Here is a 22,883-nt window from a genome sequence, read left to right as displayed (position 1 = left end):
TTGTTAATGAGCTTTAGTAAACCACTATTTAGCATTCGCAACGGTTATTTGGCTTTCGCTATTAGGGCCTTCGCAGTCATAGTTTCGATATTGCCAGCATCGGCAGTTTCCATTTTTTCAAGCCACACCTGTGCTTGCTTAAGATCTTCAGCACGAATCGACGCCGTGATTGCGTAACGGTAAATCCACGAGGTCGCAGCGAAGTGTTGTTGCTGGAAATCATCTTCCGCAAGTAACGAGAGGAACAGGTCATAGCCACGATCGAAATGGTTAAACATGTCTGGTAGAGAGGTGTAAGTCACCGCAGCCATGGCGCGAGTTAGGTAAGAGTCTGGTAGCCCTTGAACACGAGGTTGCTCATGAATCGGTTGGTCTTCGTCTTTAAGAAGCACTAGTGATTTATCAATGGTTGATAAGCCTTTTTCCACATACTTCATCTTGTTCCAAGGCAAAAACGCATCACGCCCCATCAAGGTTTCGGTGCTACCTAGGTAAACCAAAGTCAGTGGCGTAGCACCGTCTTGTTGCAGCGTGTCATTCAGGCGTTCATAAGCCACCTCAACCAAGTCTTCATTGCCTTGTGCCGCTTGGTTGTAGATATCGAGCACATCTGAACTTGGGTTCGCCTGCGCCAAAGTGGGTGCGAATGAAACAAGTGCAATCAGTAGTGAACGCTTAAGCAGAGAAGAGGTAGAGCCTAAATTAAATGAGTGTGAAGTAGTCATGATTTCTAATCCCTTTCAAATGTTGACGTTGAAAGGTTAACGAGAATTTGTCATGCCGTTTTATCAATGCGACGAATGGTAATAACGAGGAGTGAATGGTTGAGAGGCGGTGTGAATGGTGAAAGAGAAACAAACCTACAGACAAAAAAATAGCCGCGCAATGGCGGCTATCTTGTCGTGGTCTAAATTACTACATCTAGATCAAGGGTGCTTAATTTCTAAAGAAAAAGCACACTAGCATCGACTGGTTATTTATCTAGCTTAAAATAGCTTAGTTCTGAGTTGAGTTCTTTCGTCACTTCAACAACGCTTTGGTTTGCTTGAGCTGATTGATCAATGCCTTCAATATTTTGTTGAACCAGTACGTTCATATTTTCAAGCTGTGTCGATATATCTGTCGTAACTGCACTTTGCTCTTCTGATGCCGTCGCAACGATGGCATTCACTTCAGAAATGCTTAAAACCTTTTCTGATATCGAATGAAAAGATTGAGCAAGCTCATCAGTGGTAGACTTTGTTAAGCGCATCAACTCGACGTTTTTCACCATAGATTCATCCGCTTGCTTAGATTGGTCTTGTAACTGCGCAATGATTTCTTGAATATCGATAGTGGACTGCTGCGTTTTCCCTGCCAAGGCTCTTACTTCATCAGCAACAACAGCAAATCCTCTTCCTTGCTCACCGGCTCTAGCCGCTTCAATCGCAGCATTAAGCGCTAACAAGTTAGTTTGCTCAGAGATGTTCTTAATCACCTCAACAACACTGCTGATACGCTCTGAGTGCTCTCTAAGTAAATTCACGACCGTCTGAGTTTCTGATATTGATTCAGAAATTTCTTCTGTCGTGTCAGTTGAGTTTTTCAATGTTCCATGGCTCATCTGAATAATGTCATTCGCTTCCATCGCTGACTGCTCAGCTCTTTGTGCGTTGTCAGCAACGTCTCTCGCTGTTGAAGATAACTCAGTCGCGGCCGTCGCGATTTGCTCTACCGATGATAATTCATTCAAAGAGTTGCTCTGGGATCTCTCTATCAGAGCCAAAGACTCTTCTTGCTTTTGGTTAATTGAATTCATGCTTACACCTGCCTGTGACAGGATATCATTCAATTTTGCAGACAATTGAGACAAAGAATCTGAAATAGTGTCGAGCTCATTTCCACCCTCTTTCAATTTAACGTCCGATAAACGTCCATTCTCAAGGGCTTTAATCCAATTTACGATCAATGGTAAATTTCTTAATTCTCTTTTCACTAGGAAATAAGATGAGCCAGAAGCAACGATAGAAGAGAAAAGAACCAGCCACCATGAGAAAGAAGAGTTCGACTCTAATACTGAATCAGAATGGGCTAATTCTTCCTTAGCGACGTCCAATTGCAATGAGATCAATTCACCAAGAACACCTCCCATATCATCGACAAGGATATAAAGCTGAGTGATCATCTCAGAATCATCAATCATCATATTTCTATGTTTATCAAGAATTAATGGTACTTCTCGCTCCACCTTATCTATTTTAAGTTGAAGCTCTTTTGCCAACCCCTCTTCTTCTCTTGTTAGCTGCGTTGCCAGATAATGAAGGAATAGCTCATGAGCCTCTTTCATCGCAACAGAAACACCAGAATAAAAAGCCGCCTGCTCTATCATTCCCACATGGTATTTATTCGCCGCATCAATCACACTTACCGCATACAAATCAGAAATACTTTTCAAATCAGATAACGGAATGACTCGGTCCTCGTACACAGAGTGAAAACTGTCCATAACCTCATTTGAGGTAGCTTCGCTTTTTAAGTTGCTTACCACTAAAAAGATAGAAAAGAGCAGTGGAACTAGAAGAAGCTTTGTTGATATTGATTTCATATAATCCTGAAAAATAATTTATGATAATTTACTAATAATGATAATTATATCACGTTTTTTTATTATTTTATCATTGACTTATAACCCTACCACCTAACAGATCAGTTCAGGCAGTGATCATTTCTCAACTATTTTGTAATGAAATGGCAATATAATTCAAACAATTAAACAATTCACAGCATAGAGTGAAGTGAAATTGATACAGATCTCGCAGCACACGAACGGTGCTGATGGACTTTCAACCAAAACAAGCTTACAACCACTTACATTGTTGAAAAATATGTTATTTTCTTTTTGATTAAAAATAAAAAATAGCCGCTAGTTAGCGGCTATTTTGTCAAAACAGAACGAAGCTTCGACGAGATTTAGTCTCTCTACTTAATCTCGTCTACTATTCAAACTCTTCTATTTCTTAGTTTCTTCTACTTTTTCGTCTCTTCTACTTCTTAGTCTCTTCAACGACGGCTTTCATCAATACTGATGTATCCATGCGGCCTTGTCCTTGGGCAGACAGTGCCTTGTATGCGTTGTTGGTCTTTTCCGTCAAAGGAAGTTGGATGCCTTGGCGTTCTGCTTCATCTAGGCAGAAACCTAAGTCTTTGATCATCCAATCAATGGCGAAGCCGAAATCGAACTTGTCTTGCGCCATTGTGGTGGCGCGGTTTTCCATCTGCCATGAACCTGCTGCGCCGTTTTTAAGGCAATCAACTAGCGTTTGGATATCCAAACCTGATTTCTCTGCAAGTACTAAGCCTTCAGATAAGCCGTTCAATACGCCTGCAATGCAGATCTGATTAACCATTTTTGCACGTTGGCCTTGGCCGACTTTACCCATAAGAACTGACGATTTACCGTAAGCTTCGAACACAGGTTGAAGGTCATTGAATAGCGCTTGTTCGCCGCCACACATGATGGTTAACACGCCGTTTTCTGCACCCGCTTGGCCACCAGATACTGGTGCATCCATAAAACGAACACCCGCTTTCTTCGCTGCCACTTCAAGCTCTTCAGACAGAACCGCAGACGTTGTGGTGTGATCAACAAGAATCGCGTTTGACTTCATTGCAGCCAGAGCGCCTGTTTCGCTGGTTGTCATGCTGCGAACGTCATCATCGTTGCCCACGCAAACCAATACCACGTCAGCTTCTGCCACACACTCAGCCACAGATTCTGCCGCTTTACATTGGTGTTTATCAGCCCAGTCTAATGCTTTGCTGTGAGTGCGGTTAAATACCGTTACTTCAAAACCGGCTTTGACTAAGTGGCCTGCCATTGGGAAACCCATAACGCCTAGCCCGATAAAACTAACTTTCATTTCTTTCTCCTTTTATTTGACCAAGCCATCGCTATGGAAAGATCGAACACTCTCAATCAACGCATCAATAAGCAGGGTCAAAGCCTTTGGCTGATATTTTCTTTCTTTGTACACTAAATACGCTTGGCGATCACCCCGATGATACTCAGGGAGCACTTGAATCAAATTCATCTCGGGGGATACATGACGAAAAGGCAATGAAGCAAGCCCCAAGCCTTTTTGCGCCGCGGCCGCTACCGCATGAATATCGTTGACAATGAACTTGGGCTTAATCGTGATCATCTGTTCCAAGCGGTCGGATTTGTAGAGTGGAATATCAAACACATCATCAACGTTGATCCAGTCCTGAAGCTCTAGGTCGTCCGGCTTTTCTATTGTTGCACGCGAATCCAAGTATTCTTGGCTCGCGAAAAATCCGTGTTTGGCTTTGAAAAGTGGACGAGCAATCATGCCTTCCATCTCTGAGATCTTAAACGTGATCAGTAAATCACGGTCTGTCTGCGGAATGAACTGTTGTTGGCTCAAGGTAAGGTCAAGCTGAACGTTCGGATATTGAGTGAGGAATTGCTCTACCATCGACCTTAAAAAGCCACTATAGAAGTTGTGAGGTACGGCGAGCTTTATCTTGCCTTGAATAGCGTCACGCTCTTCTAGCAAGCTATTAAAGCCCTGATGAATCGACTCCATGCCGCTGCTCAGTGCAGAAAAGGCCGCCTCGCCGTCTTTGGTGGCCACCAGCTCACGACCTTTCTTTTCTAAAAGTCGGATATTCAGGCGATCTTCCAATGCGGTTAGCCTACGCGACATAGTCGACACTGGGAGTTGCAGCCGTTTAGAAGCCGATAGCAAAGAGCCCTCTTCAACCACTGCACAGAATAAGAACAGATCATCAATGTTTCCAAATATGGAATTCATACTTCTATATGTGCCTATTTTTCTCATTAATGGATAGATGTAACCTTATCTCATCAACAACAGAAAATCACGGGAGAACACAGTATGAACAACAAACAATTTTGGGTAACCGCGATTTTATCCTCCCTGACCATGGCGACTATCATGTCTGGGTTAATTTCTGGCTACAAAATGGGATTCAGCCCCGAGTGGCCGCCAATCTGGCTGCAAAGCTTTTTCATTGCTTGGCCGTGTGCTATCACGCTCAACCTCACCGTGCTTCCTTTGATCAGAAAACTCTCAGCATGGATTTGTCGCCCGAGAACGCTTTGCGTGCCTGAGATCACGGAACGATGATCAAGGGCTTATGTTCTAGGAGCTATGATCTAGAAGCTGCGATCAAAGAGTCATGCTCACGGATAAACGTCTGAATTACGCCCATAAAAAAACCGAGCACTAGGCTCGGTTTTTTGTATTCTACATTCTACTCACAAGAGCAAAGCTATCAATTATAAATTAATATTACAGCTCAGCGTTGTGGTAAACCTGCTGAACGTCATCACAGTCGTCAAGCATGTCTAAGAACTTCTGGAATTTCTCAGAATCTTCTTCAGCTACTGGCGTAGTTGTTTGAGGAACGAAAGTGATTTCCTCAACGTCTAGCGTTAGGTCTGGGAACGCAGCGTTTAGTGCTGTCTTCGTTTTGAAGAACTCAGTCGTTGGAGCGAATACAGTGATAACACCGTCTTCTAGCTCAACGTCAGTCACGTCTACGTCTTCCATCATTAGCGTTTCTAGGATGATCTCGTCATCTTCGCCAGCAAACTGGAATACAGCTTGGTGAGCGAACATATGAGAAACAGTACCTTCAACACCGATTTTCGCGCCAGTCTTAACGAAACATTGGCGAACGTCTTGGAAAGTACGGTTACCGTTGTCTGTTAAACAGTCTACGATTACGCTTGTGCCACCAGGGCCAAAACCTTCGTAACGAGCTGGTTGGAAGTCTTCACCGCCGCCGCCGTTCGCTTTATCGATCGCTTTGTCGATAACGTGAGCGGGTACTTGGTCTTTCTTCGCTTTAGCAATCAGGTGCTTAAGAGGTAGGTTCATGTCTGGGTCAGAGCTGCCGTTCTTAGCCAGTACGTAAATCTCTTTACCGTATTTAGAATAAACTTTAATTTTTGCGCCTGCAGTTTTCGCCATTGAGGCCTTGCGCACTTCAAAACTTCTTCCCATCGGGATCTTCTCTCTGATTCAATTAACGGTGCAAATTCTAGCAAATTACTGCGTCATTTCAATTCAACAGCTTTGCTGGGTAAGGTTTATCTGCGTTTATGCGACACCCATTACCCGTTTGTATTTTTCTACAGACTGCTCAAACCAAGTCTTTTCTTCTGGATCACCTAGCTTCATTGCTTCTTCAACAATGGCTTCAGGGCCACATTTCGCTTGCTTCAGTTTCCATACAAGAAACGATGCTTGCTTATCCAGTTCGATTTTATTTTTCTCACTGGGTGGGAGGAGTGAAAGGTTGATAGACATTATTAGCCTTCGTCTGTAATACGCTTGGCCGAGAAATATATCATAGAGCAGCCTCATAAAACCAATACTATGAGCAATAGTGGGGGTTGTAGGACGAGAAAGCAGCAAGTCGCTGATGCAGGTCAAGCTAGTTTGAGAGAAGTTATACCCTTGATGAGAAAGTATCGCTTATTCAACTCATACCATGAGCCGTTTAAACAGTTATTCGACTCACCTAATGAGCCGAATAATTAGATAATCGCATCACAGAACCAAGAAAGACGCCTCCTCGAACCCCAAAAGTCTATTCACTCACGGCGAACACATCGCAACGTGAGGCGCAGATGAAGTCATTTTTGTGCAGACCTTTGATTGAGTGGCTCCACCAAGTGACGGTGACTTTGCCCCACTCCAGTAAGATCGAAGGGTGGTGAAACTCTTCTTCCGCCAATTCTGACACTTTGTTGCTGAATGCCCACGCTTGTTTGTAGTTCTTAAACTTAAACACCTTCTCAAGCTGTGGGATGCTGTCTCTTTCGATGATTTGCCAGTCAGACAACTCCAACAATAAAGACTGTTGCTCGTCTTTACTTAGGGCAATCGCGTCGATACTGCAGGCTTCGCATTGTTGTTCATTCAACATGTGTTGGTTCCTTGGGTTCAAAAAGTGGTGGTAGTAGCCCCGCGTCGATGGCGAGATCAGCTTGCTGTAATAGGTTTTCCTGACTGATTTGGAAGAGCTCAGACAGTTCGTCGATCACGTAATATTTCGGCTGCATGATGTCGATACGATAAGGCGTTCTTAACACCGTTTGCAGATCGAACCGCTCACGAACCGCCAAATCACCACCCAATGCATACATGGTTTCCGCCGGAGACGAGAGAATACCACCGCCATAAATTTTCAGTTTTTGTCCCTCTTTTACTAAACCGAACTCAACCGTAAACCAATACAAACGGGCAAGATAGGCGCGCTGTTTAGATGTGGCGGCTTGGCCTAGTTTTCCATAATGCTGAGTGAAAGCCGCGAAATCGGCATTGGTGAGCATGGCACAGTGGCCGAAAATTTCATGAAAGAAATCAGGTTCTTGTAAGTAATCGAACTCATCTCGCGTTCTCAGAAATGTCGCAACTGGGAATTTTTTATTGGCGAGCAAATCAAAGAATCGGTCGAAATCGATCAATGCGGGCACAGGCTGAACCTGCCAACCTGTTGTTTCCATTAGCACCTTGTTTATCTCTGGAAACTGAGGGACTCTGTCTAATGGCAGATCCAGCAGGGTCAAACCGTGCAAATAAGCATCGCATGCGCGGTCATTAATGACGTCCAGTTGCCTTTTCACTAAGTCGTGCCAAATGGCGTCTTCTTCGAGGCTCCACTCAACCCATCCCTCTTGGCTCACGGGCTTAGAATGATATTGAGTCATTACACACCTCCTTTCGAATGTCTCACTTTAAGCCTATCTCCACTCCATATATCCGCCAATTTGCGCGATTTTTCGAAACAAGCGATCGTGTAACATTTTATTTACACAGTTCCGCCGCACCCTTATTTTGCTGATCTTTTGACTTTGTAAAACCTAAATACCAGACTGAAATCGTTAACGTTTTGTTAAAGGTAAAGGTAAAGGAATGCACGAAAGCAATAAGCCAGTTTGGCAGCCTAGCGACCAGCGTATCGCACACGCCAACGTAACCCGATTTATGGATAGCCTCACTCTGTCAGGATTAAAGCCACAAGACTTAAGGCTAGGGACGGAATGGAAAAACTACACGGAGCTTCATCAATGGTCTGTGGAACATCCCGAATCGTTTTGGCAGAACGTTTGGCAGTTTTGTGGAATGGTGGGCTCGCAAGACAGTATTGATAACGCACAAAGAGAGCTCATCAAAACTCAAGGCGAGAGCCGTTGGCAACAGTCAAAATCGAATCGCGATGCGGTGTGGTTTCCGAATGCTCAAGTTAACTACGCCGAAAACTTGCTGCACTCATCAAAAACGTTACCAAACGAGCTTGCGATTTGGTTTGAGAATGAGCGTGGCGAGCATCAAAGCTACACATGGCAAAACTTGTGTAAGGAAGTATCTAACGTTCAACAATGGCTTGTCGATATAGGTGTTCAACAAGGTGATGTAGTTGCTGCTTATACCCCTTACCTTCCTCAAACCGTGATTGCGATGTTGGCAACTACTAGCTTGGGTGCGATTTGGACATCGACTTCGCCTGATTTTGGCGTCGAGAGTGTGATTGAGCGATTTGGCCAAGTGAAACCTAAGGTACTGTTAACCTGTGATGGCTACACCTTCAATGGCAAAACGTTCGATATGACGGACAAGAACCGTGAAATCGTTGAGCACTTAAACGAATTAAAACAGGTGTGTGAGATCGGTTATTTGAAACCGACTCGTGATTTAGAGAAGGGCGATTTAAAGAAAAACGACGTTAAACATGGTGTGTCGATCCAAAGTTGGAAAAACATCATTAGTCTCTATCAACCAAAGCCTCTTCGATTTACTCGTGTGAACTTTAATGAACCACTGTTTGTACTCTATTCTTCCGGCACCACCGGCAAGCCAAAGTGCATTGTGCATTCTGTCGGTGGCACCACCATCAATCACCTAAAAGAGCATCAACTTCACTGCGATGTTAAGCCAAACGATCGCGTATTCTACTACACCACTTGTGGTTGGATGATGTGGAACTGGCACGTCTCTGCCCTCGCGAGCGGTGCTTGTTTGGTAATCTTTGACGGCAGTCCAGTTTACCCACAACCCAATGTACTGTGGGACTTGGCACAGCGTGCGAATGTATCGCTGTTTGGCACCTCAGCCAAGTATCTAGAGGCGATTGAGAAAGCCGAACTCTCGCCAATCGACAGTCACTCACTTCCTCATTTAAGAACACTGTGCTCTACGGGTTCAGTGCTCTACCCTGAGCAATTCGATTACGTCTACAAACACATCAAACAAGACCTGCATTTAGCCTCAATTTCTGGAGGGACAGATATTTGTGGCTGCTTTGTTTTAGGCAACCCTATCTCGCCGGTGTATCGCGGTGAGTGTCAACAGGCAGGGCTCGGTGTCGACATAAAGGTGTTCAACTCTTCTGGTCACAAGGTCGATCACGAACGTGGCGAATTAGTGTGTACAAATTCCCTCCCCAACTTCCCCGCAGGCTTTTGGAATGACACCGGAGAGCGCTACCACAGCACCTATTGGGATAGGTTCGATAATGTGTGGCATCACGGTGACGAAGTCGCACAGAGCCAGCATGGCGGCTATCTGTTCTACGGGCGAGGCGACACCACACTCAACCCAGGTGGGGTAAGAATTGGGACTGCCGAGATCTATCAACAAGTGAACACCATTGAGGGCATCATCGATTCCATCGCAGTCGGTAAAGACATCGACCGCAATGAGCAGATATGGCTGTTTGTTCAACTGCAGCAAGATGTGAGTCTAGATGAAACGTTACTGACAGCCATCAAAAGTAAACTCAAGTCCTCTTGCTCGCCAAGGCATGTACCAAGCCAGATATTTGCGATCAGCGATGTGCCAAAAACACGCTCTGGCAAACTGGTGGAATTGGCGGTGAAACAGGTGATCAATGGCAAACGAGTAGAAAACCTCGGAGCAATCGCCAACGCAGAGGTTTTGGAAGAGATAAAGCGCGTTGTTTCGCCTTAGTATTTAGACCAAGAACGTGGCGAGCTATCTCCAATTTTCACGTGGCTGTCAGATAACATCCAAAGTAAAGGCAGCCGATTGAAAACCGATAACTTCGTGAAGCAAACAACGGGAGAAACACTAAATGCTGAACACTTTAAGCAGCACTTGATTAGCCGATAAAAACCGAATCGAAACCACTCTTTAAGCTTATGCCCCCTCTCCTATGTTTGGCTTCGCACATTTTCTAAAGCTCTTAATGCGATCTGAGCGTCATATTTAAAACAAAAGTGTTAAATTAATCATTTTATAGCCAGAGATAATATTCACTAAAGACGAATCATTTATACCAAAAAAGACGCCACCGCTAGATTACACACAAGCTTATGGATATTTAATCGAATAATAATAATTTCCTTTTCCACCGCTCCATTTCTAGTGAAATGATAATTTGATGGCTATCACATTTAGAACGATTATTTTCCCATACTATCTCGGCATGTTAATTACTTAAGAGTAATTAAAAAACCTAGTCATTGTTATTAATAAGCTTGAATCTAATTAGAAACAAGCGGTTAATCCCTACGTAAAATAACTAAAATCATTATTAAATGATCGGAGACATTATCATGCGCATAGTATTAGCTTTAGGCGGTAACGCTCTTTTAGCAAGAGGCCAAGCATTAACGGCTGAGAACCAACGTGAAAATATCATCAAATCAGCGGCGAGTATTGCTGCGATAGCACGCGAGCATGAGATTGTTATCGTTCATGGTAATGGCCCACAAGTGGGTTTGTTGATGGAGCAAAACGCAGCTTATAGCGAATACTCTCCAGAGACGACACCATATCCAATGGATGTGCTCGGATCCCAAACCTGTGGCATGGTGGGCTACATGTTACAACAAGAGCTAAGAAACATTGACCCTGAATTAGACGTAGCTACGCTAGTCACGCAAACTGAAGTATGCAAAAAAGACCCTGCGTTTGCTAACCCGACGAAATTTGTTGGCCCTGTATATACAGAGCAACGAGCTAAAGAGTTAATGGCTCAAAGCACAATGCAGTTTAAAGCTGATGGCGAGTACTACCGACGCGTTGTGCCTTCTCCTATGCCAAAAAGCATTGTTGAAATTCAGCAAATTGAGACACTTCTAGATACAGAAAACCTGGTTATCGCTTGCGGCGGCGGCGGTGTTCCCGTGAGTATTGAGCAAGGTAAGAGTACTGGCGTAGAGTGCGTCATTGACAAAGATCTTACGGCCGAACTACTCGCTGAAAAAATCCATGCTGACTTATTTATTATCTTAACCGATGGTTCAATTTTCCGTAACTATGGTAAAGAAGACCAAGCAGAAATGAAGCAAGCAACGCCTGCTGGTTTAGCAGAATTTTCATTCCCTGCTGGTTCTATGGGGCCCAAAATTGATGCCGTTTGTAAATTCGTTGAAGCTGGCTTAGGTAATGCGGCGATTGGTTCATTATTTGATTTAGATAAAATAATCACCAATGAAGCTGGCACTCTGATAACGAAAGGCGAAGGTATTGTTTATTACTAATCTTATCGAGTGATAAATACTACTAATATGAAATCTATTACAAGCCTCTTATTTAATTATAATGAGGCTTATTTTATTAGTACCATTTCAATGCTAAATGAGATAAATATTAATAAAATTAGAAATTAAACCTGAAATGAATGAATACATAAAGTCCAGAAATATAACAAACCATAACGTCGAAATAAGTAGCCCTCCAAGGATTTAACACCATGAAGGGCTTTTCGTCATAGAATTTATTCAGCTTGGCTTAATTCCGTTAAATATTGTCAGATAAAAACTGAATAATTTTGTCGCTAGCCGCTTTGCTGTCTGGGCAGTGGCCAAATTCATCAGAAATGTAGACTTCTCCCTTACTCGATAATGAAGCAGTTTTCTTCACATCCTCTGGCATCGCAATAGGATCTTTTTTAGTGTTTATCGCGAGAAGAGGCACATCGATTCTCGCCTTTCCGTCAAACAGCCCTTTATTGTTTAAAGAAAACTGAGGAGCCATCTGTTCGAAATAAGACATATCTGAAATATCGCCACCGATTCTCGCAATGAAAGAGTCCGATGACATTCGAGGGATAAACTTCAGTGTTTCAGTTTTGCCAATCGGTCCATCGACTAACGCGCACCGAGCAACCACAGCTTTTAAGCCTTTTTGGTTCAGAGCAAAGTCCAAGAGAGATGGGCCTGCGCCAGAAGAGCCTAACACTCCAATGCGTGTGCTATCGACTTCCTGAATGGAGCTTAAGAAGTTAAACGTCGCCACATGAGAAGCTCGCTCATCGCCAACTTCTATATGGTTTTTATAGTCTAAGCCTGCTCCCGGAATATCAAAGGTTAATACGGCATAACCTTTGTCGATCATCGGCTTAATACTGTGTTTGTGTTCGATTAATGTTTTATCAACACCACCCGACCACATTACTGCTGGCAAGTTGTTAGTGCTTGTCTTAGGGAGGTGCAAAAGACCTACGATGCTTCGCCCATCCTCTCGCTTCATCATCACCTTTTGCACATTTTCACCGCGTATTTCAGCGGCTTTTAGGTACATCTCGACCGCTTTTTCCATCGCAATGATTTCATTAGGTCGATGAAGGTTCGGGTACGCCGCGACAAGATAAGCCGCTGATGCTCGATCGTAGCTTTCAGCCAGATTGTGTTGAACTGCTTGAGTCTCAATGGCTTGTGCCGACAGAGTAAACTCGTAAGTCCAGAAACCTTTTCTATTCTCATTGTTACTATCGAGCAAACCATCTTTCGTGCTGGATTTAAGACGCTTCACGGTATTGGTAAAATCAGATTTTTCTAACCCCATATCTTCCCATTCACTAACACGAAGAGAACGGTAAAAGTGATCTTGATTTTCGGCCAAGTCAGACTTAAATGCGGTATGTGCCGTCATGTTGTCATCCTGGGCAAGTACTGGAGTCGCTACCGCGTAAGAGATAAGGCTCGCGAGAAGTATTTTTTTCATATCGACCTCTTAGAATTTATAGGTTGCGCCAACGCCAACAATGAGTTCAGATTTCTCGTAAAACTCGATGTTTGACGTTGTGACATCGTAGCCTGCAAGCGCGTTAAATGAGACATTCTCCCAGCCCATTAACTTGTCAAACTCATACGCGCCAAAAGCCCCAAACTTGCTGTCTTTTTGCTTTTTGTTGAAAAAAACATGCGTATCATCGAAGCTCACTGAACTGTATTTGCCCGATAAAGCAAAAGCGTGGCGACCATAAAATGCTTTGTAAGTTAGCTCTGTGCCAATCTCAGCATTAGACATCGCGTCACCATCGGCAGAGAACGTCTTGTACAACACAGAAGGTTCAAGGATCGAATTAGAACTTAACTGATGGGAGTATGAGATCTTTGAGTAAAGACCATTGCCATCTCTATCCAGAGATTTAATGGCCGAGCCCGTTTGGAACATACCTGAATTTTCTTTATCAAGTTCAATGGTGTAGTAAGCAAAGTCCGCAGAAAAATTTGAATCCAAAATGTTGTCGTACTTTGCACGATAAGCATTGCTTGAAAAGTCAGTAACTTCACGGTCGTCACCAGTAATAAACGGGTCAGCCCACGTTTCACCCCCCATGGACGGTAAATAAGAAAACGCGATCGACGAGTTTTCACCAAAGCCGTGCTTGTAACCGAGTTCTAAAACGAAATCACCCACCGCCAAATCGTCTCTAGATGTACCAGTAAACACTTGATGATTGTTGTCCGAACCGAATGTGTAACGAATCTGTCCCAGAGGAGCGGCCGCTAGCCCAGAATCTGATTCTCCTTTGGTATTGAGAACGCCCGTTTTTTTCTTGGTATCAGTATTGAAGTTTGATGTCTCAGAGCTCATTCCGATAAAGCCAGAAACCTCTCCACTAAAACCAGATTCGCCAAGTTCATTCGCGTTAACCGCAAAAGATACCGACAGTGCAATAGTCGTCAACGTTAGTTTTTTCATGCGTTCCTCTTTCATTTCGCTTAAATTTAAAGGACATAACCCTCTGTTTGAGAAATGATAGGCAACGCATTGTGAAAAATAAGTCAAATTGACAATGAAATTCAAGGCAACCGATGAGTTCTGCAAATGAAGAGCAAACAAACGAGCCGACACAGCTTTAATACTATGAAGGCCTTTCTACTCTTATCACTCGCTAAATCTGAGATCCGCTTTTAACTGTGGCTATTCGTTCATATCAACTTGATTCTCAGGCATCGCCTCAATAAAAGCGGGTAACTGGTTACACGCTTCAACAATCGAATTAATCAGCGGATACGGCGACATATCAACGCCAAAGCGCAGCGCGTTATACACCTGCGGCACTATGCAAACATCGACGATACAGGGCGAATCCGTGAGGCTATAAACTGAATCGCCATGTGCTTTTCTGTGCTTCGCTAACTTCTCTTCAACTGCTCGAAAACCTTGGCTCATCCAATAGTGAAGCCAATCCATTTTCATCTCTTGTTCGCAAGATAATTCTCTCTCCAAATATTGCAACACGCGCAGGTTATTAAGAGGATGAATTTCCATCGCAATATCCTGAGCCATCGCCAGTGCTTGATAGCGCAGTGGTGTTTGCTCAGGAATCAGCGAGACTTCCGGGCTACTCTTACAAGAATAGTGCTCATCGAGATACTGAAGAATAGCCAGTGACTGATTGAGTTGAACGTCACCATCCACCAGCACAGGCACTAACTCACTGGCATTGAGTTCGCGATATTGTGGATCATGTTGCTCGCCGCCATTACGCACCAAATGCACCGATTTCGACTCATAGTTGAGTTGCTTTAGGTTCAATCCAATACGCACTCGATAGGCTGCGGACGAGCGCCAGTAACCGTAAAGTATAATGTTCTTGTTCACGATGCTCTCGCTCATACTGAAACCCTATTACGTGGATTATAGCCCTCGATACTGGCTCACTTTTTGGTCTATCGCGCCAAAAATAGAATCACCTGCCGCATCAAACATCTCAAGCTTGATCGAATCGCCAAACGACATAAATTGAGTCGAAGGTTTACCATCGCGGATGGTCTCAATCATACGAACTTCAGCTATGCATGAATAACCCACACCGCCCTCGGCAATTGAGGTGCCATGGTCAGTGCCTTGCTTATTGGAAACCGTGCCCGAGCCAATGATTGCACCGGCCGATAGTGGGCGAGTTTTCGCAGCGTGAACAACTAATTCTGCAAAGTTGAAGGTCATATCCACACCTGCATTCGGGCATCCAAAAGGTGCGTCGTTGTAGGTTGAAGTCAGTGGCAGATGCACCTTGCTGCCTCTCCATTGCTCGCCAAGCTCATCAGGTGTTACCGCAACCGGAGAAAACGCCGAAGACGGTTTAGACTGGAAGAAGCCAAAGCCTTTCGCGAGCTCAGCCGGAATCAAGCCGCGCAGCGACACATCGTTCACCAACATCAGTAATCGAATCGACTCGTGCGCCTGTTTAGCACTTGCACCCATTGGCACGTCACCGGTCACAATCGCGACCTCACCTTCGAAATCGATGCCCCATTCGTCGCTGGCAAATTCGATATTGTCACGAGGGCCGATAAACGCGTCTGAGCCGCCTTGATACATTAATGGATCGACCCAGAAGCTTTCTGGCATTTCAGCACCACGTGCTTTACGCACCAATTCAACGTGGTTTACATACGCGCTGCCATCAGCCCATTGATAAGCACGGGGCAGAGGTGATTCACAATACTGAGGTGCAAACACTTCACTGCCTGTGACATGTCCGTTGTTTAACGAGGTGTATAACTCTTCTAACTGAGAAGCCACGCTGTCCCAGTTATCCAATGCTACCTGCATGGTTGGCGCTAGATGCATCGCATGGAAAATTTCGGTGGCAGCTACACATTGTTTAAGATCTTTACTTACGACCATCAATAGACCGTCGCGAGTGCCATTTTTCTTGGTTGCTAATTTCATCCTTGTTGCCCCTTACTTCTCTTGCCAACTGTAGACATATTCTTTGTTCTCAACGCTATCGAGTTCATCAGAGAACTGCAGCGCATGGCGAGTATCGATCATCACCGCCACTTCGTCGGTAAACTTCTTCTTATGCGCCTGACCCGCTTTAAAAGCCTTTGGATGAGGCCCATGCGTGAAACCCGCGGGGTGGAAAGTCACCATGCCCGCTTCAATATTGTCGCGACTGAAGAAGTCACCAGCGTGATAGAACAGCACTTCGTCGTAGTCATCATTGTTGTGGTAGAACGGCACTTTCAATGCACCTGGGTCGCTCTCAATCGGGCGTGGTACAAAGGTGCACACTACAAAGCCTGCGCCAACAAACGTCGTATGTGCAGAAGGTGGCAAGTGGTAGCGATGCGACATCAGCGGTCTGATATCGCGCCAATTCACTTTCACCACCGCTAAGTCGCCATGCCAGCCAATTGCATCCAATGGATTGAACGGATAGGTGATCACGCTGACTTTGTCGTGGCGCTTCACCTGAACCTGAGTCTGGTTTTCTGAATACTGAGCGCGGAATTGATCATTGATTGAAGGGATGTCGAGCACCGCCGGATCAAACACCGCGTGATTACCGACCATGCCTTTCTCTGGCAAGGAGTAAGCCGCGTCAGTGTTCTCAATCATCAAGATAAACATCGGCTCGCTTGGCTCTAAGCGCCAGTTGGTCGAGCGCGGGATCATCACGTAATCCCCTTCACTCACCGCTAGATGACCATAGTCACAATAGAGATCGGCGCTGCCTTGATGAATGAACAGCAGCTCATCACCATCGGAATTACGCACTAAGAAATCCATCTTCTCATCCATGCGCCACACACGAATTTTGCAGTCCGCATTGTGCAAAAGATGAGGCACCGCCCAAGGCGTTATCTGGCTGGCTTTCTCCACCAGCGTAAAATCAAAAGCGCGAGGGCGTAAATCGCCCTCCCACTCCGACCAACCTGTTGGGGCATGTTGGTGGTGAAAATGAGCGGCAGGGCCGAAGAATCCACTTCGGCCCGCCTCTCGCTCATAAATTGCCTCTTCGGGGAAGTCGGCATGCGCTTGTTTAGAGCACACACCCTCCCGATGAGGAAACGAGATCCATTTATGCATCGTCTAATACTCCTCGACGAATCTGGTCCTCTTCAATCGATTCAAACAGCGCCTTGAAGTTACCTTCGCCAAAGCCTTCGTTGCCTTTACGCTGAATGATTTCAAAGAACACAGGCCCGATTACCGTCTGCGTGAAAATTTGCAGCAAGATGCCGTCTTTGGTCGGTGCGCCATCAATCAGAACGCGTAGGTCACGCAACAGATCAGTGTCTTCACCGTGTCCTTTCACACGATCGTCAACTTTCTCATAGTAGGTATCTGGGGTTGGCATAAAGTCCATGCCGCGATCACGCAGAGTCTTCACGGTTTTGTAGATGTCATCGGTGGCGAGTGCGATGTGTTGGATACCTTCGCCGTTGTATTCGCGAATAAACTCTTCGATTTGTGATTTGTCGTCGGAAGACTCATTGATAGGAATACGGATTTTGCCACACGGTGAGGTCATGGCGCGGCTCACAAGGCCTGTCAGCTTGCCTTCAATGTCGAAGTAACGAATCTCACGGAAGTTACCAAGACGCTCATAGAACCCAGACCACACATCCATATTGCCTTGCTTAACGTTGTGCGTGAGGTGGTCGATTTCATACAAGCCAACGTTAGCTTCTGCCATGCGCTGTTCTGCATCATCATAGAATCGGAAATCGACGTCATAGATGCTCTGCTTGCCATAACGATCCACAAAATAGAGCAGGCTTTTACCGATGCCGTAAATGGCAGGAATGCTCAGTTCCATCGGCCCTATTTCTGTCTTGTACTCTTCACCACCGCCCTTAAACGCTTGCTCCATTGCCGCCGTTGCTTCGTTGACACGAAAAGCCATGCTGCACACCGATGGCCCATGCACTTTAGCGAACGCTGCCGCTTGGCTGTGAGGCTGTTCATTGACGATAAAGTTGATGTCACCTTGTCGATACAGCCAAGCCTCTTTTGAACGGTGCTTGGCGACCTCAGCAAAACCAAGTGACACAAACAGCGCTTTAAGTTGCTCAATTCCCTTGTGGTCAACAGCCGTGTATTCAACAAACTCGAATCCATCCGTGCCAAGCGGGTTGTATGACTCCACCATGAACTTTCTCCTTGTACCTATTGGTTTTGTATTACGTGTTTTTATTTACGTGACTTCTTATTGCGTGCTTTCTATTACATGACTTTTTCTTACGCGAAAGATGCTGTATGTTTTTTGTCCTTAATTAAATTTGGCCCACAAGCCGAGATAATGGAATGGGTGGAGGAAAATGGGCAATTTCGATGAAACCCCGTCAATTTGTAAAATATTTGTTACACGCAAACCATCAAGACAAGAAAGTGAGTGCTATCAAGGGATTGAAAGATGGTGGTTTGATTTACAGCAGAGTAAGAGATGTTATTGAATTGTTACATGCATCCTTTTGTCAGCTAAGGTAATAAATCGAACATTAGACTGATGACGCAAAAAAGCCGCTGTGTCAGCGGCTTGATGAGTTCTAGAACGAAGCTAATTCGAATATAGGATTCGCGTTAATCCCAGTTGAGAATCGACCAATTCGGTTGTTCAGCCAGTGCTTTCAAACGCGGGCATGGATTCACCAAGTAAGCAAAGTCAGCGTGTTCACACAAAGGTAAGTCGTTAATTGAATCCGTATAAAAGTGAATGTCTGAGTAGTTGGTTTCTTGATTGTCTAACCATTCTTTTAAACGGGTGACTTTACCTTCACGGTAGCTTGGCACACCTGATATTTGAGAAGTAAAACGGCCTTGTTTTTCAATCAAGTCGATACCGAGTGCGTTCTCAATACCAATCTTGCGACCGACCGCTTCTACTAGGAAAGTGACGCTGGCAGAGATAATCAACATGTCGATATCATCATTATCAAGCTGCTCAATCAAAGGTTTCGACTGCTTGAACTGTCTAGGCAAAATATGCTGTTCAACACACTCTTCCACCAATGCGGTGACTTGCTCTATTGGCATATCGGCTAACGGCAGCATGGAAAATGTTAGGTAATCTTCCATGTTCAGTTTGCCTTCCGAATACAGGCCCATTAAGCGCTTATCTTCTTCAATAAAATTGGGCGCAGTGGCAATGCCCTTTTCAACCAAGAACTCATTCCAGAGCATCGCTGCATCGGCATTGATCAGCGTTTCATCCATATCAAATACATACAAAGGTTTGAACATCTTAGGCTCTCACAGGTTGAATTTCGTTAAGGTTAAAACTAAACCATAGTTCTAGTTGGCTGCATGCTATAACGGGATTGTGACATTAAGAGCATATTTTCGTGGCAGTTGTATTTCACGGCTATGACAATCACCACATGCTTGTTTTCTTAAATACAACAGCTTATGGATTCAATCAGTATTGATACACATAGTTATTTAACTATATGTATTTAAATAACTATGTGTATTTAGCTAACGAGATGTATTGGCTAACCAAGTGCTCATTAGCAAAAAAAAAGAAACTCCGACTGATTCTGTCGGAGTTTCTTATAGAGTTGGATATGCTTTAGCGAGACATCAGCTAATTGAACCTACACTATTTTTTGCTCATGCTCCTTGCTCGACTCACTACCTTTCGACAAGAAACTGACAACGATCTCTCTCAGCTTTCCTTGGTTAACAGGCTTTGGCAAAAACTCATCCATTCCTACATCGAAACACAAATGCTTGTCTCGTTGCACGACGTTGGCCGTCAGCGCAACAATTGGGACATGTTTTGACGAACCCTCTTCGAGCGCTCTGATCTGTTTAGTCGCTTCGAAACCATCTAGAACCGGCATCTGGCAATCCATGAAAATCATCACATAGTCGTTGGCCTTAAATTTCTCGACACCAATTTCACCGTTGTCTGCAATATCCACCTCAAACCCCAGCTTCTTAAGCATCATTTTAGCGACTTGTTGATTCACTCTAGAATCTTCAACGACCAAGACTTTGCCGCTAAATTCCTTGGCAACCGCGACAGGTTTTGATTCTTCTTTGATTGGAGCTTGTTGACCGGATTGTTTGGTTTGAGCAGAGGTCGCTGATGTGGTGAGTGGCACTGGCTCGTTGTCTTTAAACGCGACCTCACCTCTATTTGGATAGGTAAAGGTTGAGGTATCAGCCGCTCTCGCCAGAACTTCACTCAGCGTCCATTTAAGCTGATTATCTTGATAAGGGCGAGCAATGTAGGCTACAAAACCCACTTGCTTGGCGCGTGCTTCATCTTGTTTTCGTGGGTCGGCAGAAATCATCACTAGCTTCGGACAAGCTTTGTCAAAACGCTCAATCAAACTTCTTGCTAATTGGAATCCATCAATAGACGGCATCACTTTATCAATCAGCACCAGATCATAAGGCAACGACTTCGCCACAGACTCTGAAACAAGCTCTAACGCTTGAGTGGCGGTTTCACAGCACTCGGATTTAACGCCGAATGATTGAAGTTGTGTTGAGGTAATACGCATGTTCAGCTGGCTGTCATCAACCAGAAGTACCGAGACTTTATTAAAATCTATGTTGCTCTCGTCAACGTCTAAGCTCGGGTCAAAGTCAGCGGTAAAGTAGAATGTACTTCCCTTACCTACGACACTGGTTAGCTCAAGCTTACTGCCCATTAAGGTCACGATCTTATCGCATATCGTAAGACCAAGCCCCGTGCCTCCGTAGATGCGGGTGGTGCTACCGTCGGCTTGTTGAAACTTATCGAATACCGATTGTTGCTTATCTTCTGCGATACCAATACCACTATCTGTCACCTCAAATTTCACTCTGAGCTTTTGTTCCGGCTCTATGACTTCTTCTAAACGAAGTGAGAGCATGACATGACCATGTTCGGTAAATTTGATGGCATTGCCAACTAGGTTATTCAGTACTTGTCTTAACTGAGTGCCATCGCCAATCACCATGGTTGGGATCTTAGGATCAATCGCCAGTTGGAATTTGAGGCCTTTTTGCTCGGCTTTAACTCTGAAAGTCGACTCTACATCGGCAGCAATACCCATCATTTTCATCGGTTCTTGCTGAAGCTCTAAACGACCCGCTTCAATCTTCGAGTAGTCGAGAATGTCATTGATTAAATCAAGTAGAGTGAGCGAAGAGGTGTTGAGCATGTCGACATACTCTTTTTGCTCTTTCGGCATATCCATTTCAGAAAGCAGAGACGATAACCCGATAATCCCGTTCATTGGAGTGCGGATTTCGTGGCTCATGTTGGCAAGAAATTCACTCTTGTTACGGTTCGCTACCTCAGCAGTATCTTTGGCTTTTTCTAATTCTTGGTATTGTTGACGAATACGTTCAATCGACTGATTGTAGCTACTCTCTAGTGTCGAGATCTCATCACTGTATGTAGAGTTAGTGGGTGTTAAAAATCGCGGTTTGTTGTCTTCAACCTGTTGATGGTTGATCTGAGAAGACATGGTCATTAAGCGCTTGACTACAAGGCGGTAGACGATGGTTAAACATACCAAAGACAATAAGAAGATTTTAACTGCTTCGAAGGCGAGCAATAATAAGACCCGATCTTCAAAGTCGTTGAGAATCATACTCAGATCAGACTGCACCGTGAGCGTCGCCAGTTGGAACTCTGAGCCTCCCATCTGATGCACCATATCCCAAGATTGAGAATAAGACTGACCGGACGTCTGTTGACCTAATTCTAAAATTTTTTCATCGGGGCTTTCTATTAACAGATAACTGACCGAGGGTAAGCGGGAGATACCTTCAGCTTGCACAAACAGTTGCTCTCTGTCTTCAACCCACAAACTGGCGGTTAAGCCGGAAAGATAACCATCCTTAACCTGTTCGATCTGAGAACTGATAAAAGAAACTCGATTTTGGTACTCCACATACAAACCTAGACCTGTCACTATGACTGTGAATAAGGTACTGATTGCGATGATTACCCCGATCAACTGTCGGGAGAGTCCAATATATCGTTTTCCTTTATTCACCATACAAAAATTACCATTATTGTTATCCTAGCAAACTACAATTACTCAACTAGTATAATAGTAGTCATTCATCAAATAACTAGGGAAGGTTATGAAAAAAAATCTAATAGTTGCATCCATAGTCAGTTTGTTTTCAAGCAGTTATGCTTTTTCAAGCGAACCTGTTCACTACTACATTATTGCAAGCCAAGCGCAACCTTTTCAGATCGAAACTGACGGGTCATCTCACAGAGGAATGGTTTCGGATATTGTTGAAGCCGTATTTGACGACAGCCAATACGAGATCGATTACCACACCTACCCTTTCAACCGAATGATCGACAAGCTCGATGCGAGAGAGAACCCAAACTGGGTCACCTATGGCAGTCCGAGCTGGGGAAATATCCAATCTGTTAATCTGTCTAAAGATCCGATTTACAATGTAAAACACGTGTTGCTCAGCAGCGGTAAGAAGCCATTTGAGTTCAGCACTATCGATGATTTAAACGGAAAAGCAGTGGTATTGCTGGTGGGGTTTGAATATCCGAATCTAGAGCCATACATCAAACAAGGTAAGCTGAACGAGATTCGAGTTAAAGATTACAGTGCGGCTTTTCGTGTATTAAACCGAACTCCGGGTGATACCGTTTTTGTTGAAATGGAATCTCGAATCAAATACAACCTAAATGAGCAGAAACTCAGTATTGATGACTACCAGATGCAAGAGTTTGGCTCAGTGATCAATAACTACCCCATCCATTTAGCATTTGACCCAGAGATGGATCCTAAACTGCAAAGCTTCATCGACCAGCGCCTCGACCAAATGAAAGACGATGGTCAGCTCAACGACATCGTACAAAACTATCTATAGCAC

At 44.4% G+C, this 22,883-nt stretch carries 21 protein-coding genes and 1 pseudogene; 6 read left to right on the top strand and 16 right to left on the bottom strand.

The features are described from left to right. Positions 1–44: 44 nt before the first annotated feature. The 4 genes from OCV44_RS17325 to OCV44_RS17310 form a co-directional block, all read right to left on the bottom strand. The gene (locus OCV44_RS17325; RefSeq protein WP_139683635.1) at positions 45–725 is read right to left on the bottom strand and encodes a hypothetical protein; all 681 of its coding nucleotides are present in this window, start codon (positions 723–725) and stop codon (positions 45–47) included. Positions 726–973: 248 nt separating this feature from the next. Beyond that, on the bottom strand, positions 974–2,584 hold the full coding sequence (locus OCV44_RS17320; RefSeq protein WP_139683636.1) for a methyl-accepting chemotaxis protein: 1,611 nt from the start codon (positions 2,582–2,584) through the stop codon (positions 974–976). A 439-nt stretch (positions 2,585–3,023) separates the two neighbouring features. Continuing rightward, positions 3,024–3,899 carry an NAD(P)-dependent oxidoreductase gene (locus OCV44_RS17315; RefSeq protein WP_139683637.1) on the bottom strand — a complete coding sequence of 292 codons (876 nt, stop codon included), beginning with the start codon at positions 3,897–3,899 and terminating at the stop codon, positions 3,024–3,026. A gap of 12 nt (positions 3,900–3,911) precedes the next feature. Then, positions 3,912–4,814 (bottom strand): LysR family transcriptional regulator, encoded by a 903-nt coding sequence (locus OCV44_RS17310; protein ID WP_139683638.1) that lies wholly within the window; start codon positions 4,812–4,814, stop codon positions 3,912–3,914. Positions 4,815–4,898: 84 nt separating this feature from the next. Here OCV44_RS17310 and OCV44_RS17305 point away from each other — a divergent pair, with 84 nt between their 5' ends. Continuing rightward, positions 4,899–5,150, top strand: a complete 252-nt coding sequence (locus OCV44_RS17305; RefSeq protein ID WP_017099503.1) for a DUF2798 domain-containing protein — start codon at positions 4,899–4,901, stop codon at positions 5,148–5,150. A gap of 165 nt (positions 5,151–5,315) precedes the next feature. Here the strand turns inward: OCV44_RS17305 and OCV44_RS17300 are convergent, their stop codons facing one another. The 4 genes from OCV44_RS17300 to phhA all read right to left on the bottom strand — a co-directional run bounded on the left by OCV44_RS17300 (position 5,316) and on the right by phhA (position 7,744). Then, positions 5,316–6,032 carry a YebC/PmpR family DNA-binding transcriptional regulator gene (locus OCV44_RS17300; RefSeq protein ID WP_009846045.1) on the bottom strand — a complete coding sequence of 239 codons (717 nt, stop codon included), beginning with the start codon at positions 6,030–6,032 and terminating at the stop codon, positions 5,316–5,318. A gap of 96 nt (positions 6,033–6,128) precedes the next feature. Beyond that, a complete protein-coding gene (locus OCV44_RS17295; RefSeq protein WP_139683639.1) occupies positions 6,129–6,338 on the bottom strand; it encodes a DUF3283 family protein in 210 nt (69 codons plus the stop codon). A gap of 283 nt (positions 6,339–6,621) precedes the next feature. Further along, positions 6,622–6,960: a 4a-hydroxytetrahydrobiopterin dehydratase gene (locus OCV44_RS17290; RefSeq protein WP_102257696.1), complete on the bottom strand. Its 339-nt coding sequence runs from the start codon at positions 6,958–6,960 to the stop codon at positions 6,622–6,624. Beyond that, complete coding sequence (gene phhA, locus OCV44_RS17285; protein WP_139683640.1) at positions 6,950–7,744, bottom strand: phenylalanine 4-monooxygenase; 795 nt, start codon at positions 7,742–7,744, stop codon at positions 6,950–6,952. The genes OCV44_RS17290 and phhA overlap by 11 nt, the downstream gene beginning before the upstream one ends. Before the next feature lie 205 nt (positions 7,745–7,949). Between phhA and OCV44_RS17280 the strand changes: the two genes are divergently transcribed. From OCV44_RS17280 to OCV44_RS17270, 3 genes and pseudogenes are all read left to right on the top strand, one after another. Further along, a complete protein-coding gene (locus OCV44_RS17280; RefSeq protein ID WP_139683641.1) occupies positions 7,950–10,004 on the top strand; it encodes an acetoacetate--CoA ligase in 2,055 nt (684 codons plus the stop codon). A 15-nt stretch (positions 10,005–10,019) separates the two neighbouring features. Next, positions 10,020–10,166, top strand: a pseudogene (locus tag OCV44_RS17275) (carboxypeptidase M32); the annotation flags it as partial. A 446-nt stretch (positions 10,167–10,612) separates the two neighbouring features. Further along, positions 10,613–11,542 (top strand): carbamate kinase, encoded by a 930-nt coding sequence (locus tag OCV44_RS17270; protein ID WP_012601290.1) that lies wholly within the window; start codon positions 10,613–10,615, stop codon positions 11,540–11,542. A 259-nt stretch (positions 11,543–11,801) separates the two neighbouring features. Here the strand turns inward: OCV44_RS17270 and OCV44_RS17265 are convergent, their stop codons facing one another. The 6 genes from OCV44_RS17265 to hppD all read right to left on the bottom strand — a co-directional run bounded on the left by OCV44_RS17265 (position 11,802) and on the right by hppD (position 18,180). Further along, a complete protein-coding gene (locus OCV44_RS17265) occupies positions 11,802–13,007 on the bottom strand; it encodes an alpha/beta hydrolase (protein ID WP_139683642.1) in 1,206 nt (401 codons plus the stop codon). Between the two features lie 9 nt (positions 13,008–13,016). Next, complete coding sequence (locus OCV44_RS17260) at positions 13,017–13,991, bottom strand: DUF2860 domain-containing protein (protein WP_170213683.1); 975 nt, start codon at positions 13,989–13,991, stop codon at positions 13,017–13,019. 222 nt (positions 13,992–14,213) lie between these two features. Continuing rightward, the gene (gene maiA, locus OCV44_RS17255) at positions 14,214–14,912 is read right to left on the bottom strand and encodes a maleylacetoacetate isomerase (RefSeq protein WP_139683644.1); all 699 of its coding nucleotides are present in this window, start codon (positions 14,910–14,912) and stop codon (positions 14,214–14,216) included. Between the two features lie 21 nt (positions 14,913–14,933). After that, positions 14,934–15,971 carry a fumarylacetoacetate hydrolase family protein gene (locus tag OCV44_RS17250; RefSeq protein ID WP_135383522.1) on the bottom strand — a complete coding sequence of 346 codons (1,038 nt, stop codon included), beginning with the start codon at positions 15,969–15,971 and terminating at the stop codon, positions 14,934–14,936. 12 nt (positions 15,972–15,983) lie between these two features. After that, positions 15,984–17,114, bottom strand: a complete 1,131-nt coding sequence (locus OCV44_RS17245; protein WP_017075602.1) for a homogentisate 1,2-dioxygenase — start codon at positions 17,112–17,114, stop codon at positions 15,984–15,986. Beyond that, complete coding sequence (hppD, locus tag OCV44_RS17240; protein ID WP_139683645.1) at positions 17,107–18,180, bottom strand: 4-hydroxyphenylpyruvate dioxygenase; 1,074 nt, start codon at positions 18,178–18,180, stop codon at positions 17,107–17,109. Before hppD ends, OCV44_RS17245 begins: the two co-directional genes overlap by 8 nt. Before the next feature lie 155 nt (positions 18,181–18,335). Between hppD and OCV44_RS17235 the strand changes: the two genes are divergently transcribed. Then, the gene (locus tag OCV44_RS17235) at positions 18,336–18,518 is read left to right on the top strand and encodes a hypothetical protein (RefSeq protein WP_139683646.1); all 183 of its coding nucleotides are present in this window, start codon (positions 18,336–18,338) and stop codon (positions 18,516–18,518) included. Between the two features lie 93 nt (positions 18,519–18,611). Here the strand turns inward: OCV44_RS17235 and OCV44_RS17230 are convergent, their stop codons facing one another. After that, a complete protein-coding gene (locus tag OCV44_RS17230) occupies positions 18,612–19,271 on the bottom strand; it encodes an HAD family hydrolase (protein ID WP_139683647.1) in 660 nt (219 codons plus the stop codon). 353 nt (positions 19,272–19,624) lie between these two features. Continuing rightward, positions 19,625–22,033, bottom strand: coding sequence for a response regulator (locus tag OCV44_RS17225; protein WP_139683648.1), 2,409 nt, complete (start codon positions 22,031–22,033; stop codon positions 19,625–19,627). 88 nt (positions 22,034–22,121) lie between these two features. Here OCV44_RS17225 and OCV44_RS17220 point away from each other — a divergent pair, with 88 nt between their 5' ends. Next, entirely contained in the window at positions 22,122–22,880 is a 759-nt protein-coding gene (locus tag OCV44_RS17220) for a substrate-binding periplasmic protein (protein WP_139683649.1), read from the top strand. The last annotated feature ends 3 nt before the right edge of the window (positions 22,881–22,883 follow it).

It is taken from the genome of Vibrio tasmaniensis, assembly GCF_024347635.1.
Taxonomy (GTDB): domain Bacteria; phylum Pseudomonadota; class Gammaproteobacteria; order Enterobacterales; family Vibrionaceae; genus Vibrio; species Vibrio tasmaniensis.
Note: the sequence above shows the minus strand (reverse complement) of the source record. Positions and strands in the feature narration are given on the sequence as shown.